Genomic DNA, 4,476 nt, shown 5'->3' with positions numbered 1-4,476 from the left:
TAAAGACCTTTAGAATTCTTGCTGAACGTTATCGCAATCGGCGTAAACGCATGGGTTTACGCCTTAATTTGATTGCTGCAATTTACAACATGGAATTGATTAAAAAATGATTTTTGCAAGAGGTCTATTATTATCCATTCTAAAAATAAGCAAAATTGAAATGATATAAAAATCCATAACTTTAATGTGAGCGTGACAACGTATGAAGTTAAAAGGCTCTAAACTTTTAGATCGAGAAGCGATCAACAATTTGATCTCTAAAAGATTAAATAAAGTTCACTTTTCTAAAAATTTAGAACCTGTCTATAGACGTCAATACCAAAATGAAGCCGCCTATGAGTTCCGCGTGCGTGGCATTATTATTTTTATGCTCTATAGCTTTTTAAGTTATGGCATTTATCAAATTATCCCCGCTGGTAAAAACTCAACATTGTGGTTTTCACTCTATGTTTGGGTCGGCATCATTATTTTAGTTGCTTGGATTTTATCTTTCCTTAAACGTTTAAACCAATATTTTGATTTATATACTTGCATTGGTTCCATGTTTGCCGTAGCGATCTCTTTTATTATTGTGACGGTGGTGGGCAACGACCACAATGATGCCTTATTACACGCAGCTATGATGTACGCTGTTGTGATTATCTATGCTTTTGTTGGCATGCGCTTTTATACTGCGCTTATTGCAGGATGGTTTGGCGGTGTTATTGGGGTCATTGTGACGAAACTGTTTCACTATAATATAGATTGGACTTTTCTTAATCGCACATATACTTTTAGTAGTTTCCTCGGTATGGCACTTGCCTATGCAATTGACCGGCAACATCGTGAAAACTACTTACAAAACTGCATGATTGAACTCAATCAATTAGAAATGAAAAAGCAATCAAGACAATTACAATTACTCTCTCAGATTGACTCACTCACTGGACTTGCAAACCGACGCCATTTATCAATGATACTTGAACAGCAATGGCGCTATGCAATGCGCCACAAGCACCCTTTAAGTATTATGATGATTGATATTGATTGCTTTAAGAACTATAACGATCATTTGGGTCATCAAGCTGGTGATCAATGTTTAAAATTGATTGCTCAAGAACTCCTCACCATTAGCAGCCGCAGTGGTGATTTAGCTGCACGCTATGGTGGTGAAGAATTTCTGGTTCTTATCCCAATGTTTGATGAAAAACAAATCGAATCTTTAGCTAAATATCTCATTCATCGTATTCATGAGCTAAAATTGCCACATCCTGCAAGTAGTGTTGCTGACATCGTGACGATTAGCATTGGCACAGCAAGTATCAAGCCGAATGAAAAAGATGACCTAAATCAATTTATACGTACCGCAGACAATGCGCTTTATAGTGCGAAAGCACATGGACGTAATCAATATTGTATCGGTGCTGAATTGATGGCCTCTATTTAGCCACCGCCATAATATTCATACGCTTATCTGTATCTTACATCTCCTCTATTTCTTTTCTGCATTATTTATACACAGTAAAGTCGATTACGGCTTTTTGTTCAGACTTTTTTTGTTAGAATCATCCGCGGTATTTGTTTCTGAACGTCGAAGTTTTAAATACAGTCTAAGAATAAGCATAAACCTGTACATATTGACTTTATTTCAGTCCTTAAGCTCTTTTGACAAATACACAGCTATTTATTTTTAAGGTGTTTTATTTAATGCAAGCAGCGATTTCAAAGATGGATCTGTCTACTTTAACCCCTATGATGCAACAGTATATGTCAGTGAAAATGCAAAATCCGCATTCATTGATGTTTTATCGTATGGGCGATTTTTATGAGCTTTTCTTTGAAGATGCACATAAAGCAGCGAAACTTCTTGGAATCACTTTAACCCATCGCGGTAAAGCCAATGGTGAGCCAATTCCGATGGCAGGCGTTCCTTACCATGCAGCAGAAGGTTATCTCGCCCGTCTCGTCAAAAAAGGCGAAACTGTCGTGATTTGTGAACAAATTGGTGAGGTTACCGGTAAAGGTCCAGTCGAGCGCGGTATCGTTCGAATTATTACACCGGGTACATTGACTGATGATGCACTCATTGCATCACATCAAAGCTCTAACTTGGTTGCTATCTGTCTGCAACAAAACCAAATTGGTATTGCCTTACTTGATTTAAGTGCGGGCATTTTTAAAGTTCAGCAAATGGACTATCAACTTGAACAATTAGCAATTGAACTTTCACGCTTAATGCCAAGTGAAATTTTGATAGATGAAGATTTAATTGATCCAAACATTGTTGAGCAAATTAAACGTCAATTGGACTGTCCAGTAACAAAGCGTCCCAATGTTGATTTTAATTTAAACAATGCGCAAAAAACCCTATGTGACCAATTTGCCACCTCTACCCTTGCCGGTTTCGGTATTGATCATTTACCGCTCGCAAAAGCTGCGGCTGCGGCATTAATCCACTATGCACAAATTACGCAAAAAACTGCGCTCCCGCATATTCGCAGTATTCAACTTGAGCAAAGCAGTGATTTTGTCGCACTCGATCCTGTTACACGCCGTAATTTAGAACTGATTGATCCTTTATTTGAACATGGCACATCATTATTTCAATTGATCAATGATTGCCAAACTGCAATGGGTGGACGTTTACTTAGCCGCACCTTGATGCAACCACTACGTGATTCAGCATTATTAGATGCACGATTAGATGCATCACAAGCCATGTTACAAGGCTATCACGAATCCCCTATACGCTTAGTATTAAAAGAAATTGGTGATATTGAACGTGTATTGTCTCGTGTTGCTTTAGGCAGTGCTCGTCCACGTGATTTAGTTCAATTACGCCAAACCTGTGCGCAAATCCCTTACTTGCGCCATGCACTCGAACCGATGATCCAATCGCATCAATCTAAGTTATTAATGCAATTGAATGATGAGATGGGCGATTTTCATGGATTACATCAGCGTTTGATGTCCGCGATTGTTGAAAACCCACCTGTATTGCTACGTGATGGTAACGTGATTGCAGAAGGATTTGATAGTGAATTAGATGAGCTACGTCAAATTCGTGATCATGCAGGACAATTTTTAATTGACTTAGAAATACAAGAACGTGAAAACACAGGTATTCCAACCCTTAAAATCGGTTACAACCGTGTTAGTGGCTATTACATTGAATTAACGCGTGCACAAGCAGAACAAGCACCAGATCATTATATTCGCCGTCAAACACTCAAAAATGCCGAACGTTATATCACGCCTGAACTGAAATCATTTGAAGACAAAGTCCTTTCAAGCGAATCACGAGCACTTGCACGTGAAAAAATGCTATTTGAAATGTTACTTAATGAATTGCGTGAAGACATTGGCAATTTACAAATGATGAGTGCAGCCATCGCGCAAATTGACTTATTGGCCAACTTCGCCCATCAAGCCCGTCTTCGTAATTGGACACGCCCAGAATATAGCCCTGAAATTGGTATCCATATTAAAGCCGGTCGTCATCCTGTCGTCGAAGCATTAAGCAAATCGGCATTTACGCCAAACGATACGACGCTCGACTTTAATCATCGCATGGCCATTATTACTGGGCCGAACATGGGTGGTAAGTCCACCTTTATGCGTCAAACCGCTTTAATTACGTTATTAGCGTATTGTGGTAGCTTCGTGCCTGCGCAATCAGCAATACTCGGCCCAATTGACCGTATATTTACCCGTATTGGTTCAGCAGATGACCTTTCCACAGGTAAATCTACATTTATGGTCGAAATGACTGAAACCTCACAAATTTTACATCACGCCACCAACCAATCTTTAGTCCTTATGGACGAAGTTGGTCGTGGCACTAGTACCTATGATGGCCTGTCACTTGCTTGGGCATGTGTATTGGACTTAACACGTCGTATCAAGTGCTTATGTTTATTTGCAACACATTATTTTGAACTGACTGAACTTGGCAAAGATGCCAATATCGATAATTTCCACGTTACTGCACGTGAATTGAATGGCAATCTCATTTTATTACACAAAGTTCAGCAAGGGCCTGCGAGTCAAAGCCATGGTCTACAAGTTGCTAAATTAGCAGGTATTCCAAATGCGGTAATTAAAGAAGCGCAAAACCGTTTGCGTATTTTAGAAACCCAGCAAAAGCAGCAACTCAATACCGCGGTACAAACTGACTTATTTGCAGATGTCGCTCCAGCTGAAGTAGTTGAACGCATCGTTGAAGTGGAAAAGGAATCTCCTGCACTTGATGCATTAAATAATCTTGATGTTGATAATTTGACACCTCGAGAAGCATTACAGCAACTTTATGCATTAAAGGATTTATTAAAAATCTAACTCTACTTCAATTTGAAAGCCCCCCTATTAGGGTAATGCCAGTCAGTTAAGAAATTGACTGGCATTTTCTTGGATATTTTTGTGCTTTAATTTTCACTACTCGCGGACATTGCCTTTGCCTTTTTTCAGGTAATACAAATATTTTAGATTGTTCAAATA

At 39.0% G+C, this 4,476-nt stretch carries 2 protein-coding genes and 1 pseudogene; all 3 read left to right on the top strand.

Going from position 1 to position 4,476, the window contains the following annotated elements:
- Window positions 1–110 (top strand): annotated as a pseudogene (locus tag FTV09_RS17040) (IS5/IS1182 family transposase); the annotation flags it as partial.
- Between the two features lie 92 nt (window positions 111–202).
- Entirely contained in the window at window positions 203–1,426 is a 1,224-nt protein-coding gene (locus tag FTV09_RS17035) for a diguanylate cyclase (RefSeq protein ID WP_180058955.1), read from the top strand.
- A gap of 260 nt (window positions 1,427–1,686) precedes the next feature.
- A complete protein-coding gene (gene mutS, locus FTV09_RS17030; RefSeq protein ID WP_180058954.1) occupies window positions 1,687–4,317 on the top strand; it encodes a DNA mismatch repair protein MutS in 2,631 nt (876 codons plus the stop codon).
- Window positions 4,318–4,476: the final 159 nt, after the last annotated feature.

Source organism: Acinetobacter sp. YH12227, assembly GCF_013417785.1.
Classification (GTDB): Bacteria; Pseudomonadota; Gammaproteobacteria; order Pseudomonadales; family Moraxellaceae; genus Acinetobacter; species Acinetobacter gandensis.
This window is presented reverse-complemented; position numbering and strand designations above follow the sequence as displayed.

Excerpts from the sequence above, each read along its gene's own strand:
- FTV09_RS17035 (WP_180058955.1), top strand. The coding sequence starts at position 203 with ATGAAGTTAAAAGGCTCTAAACTTTTAGATCGAGAAGCGATCAACAAT.
- mutS (WP_180058954.1), top strand. The coding sequence starts at position 1,687 with ATGCAAGCAGCGATTTCAAAGATGGATCTGTCTACTTTAACCCCTATG.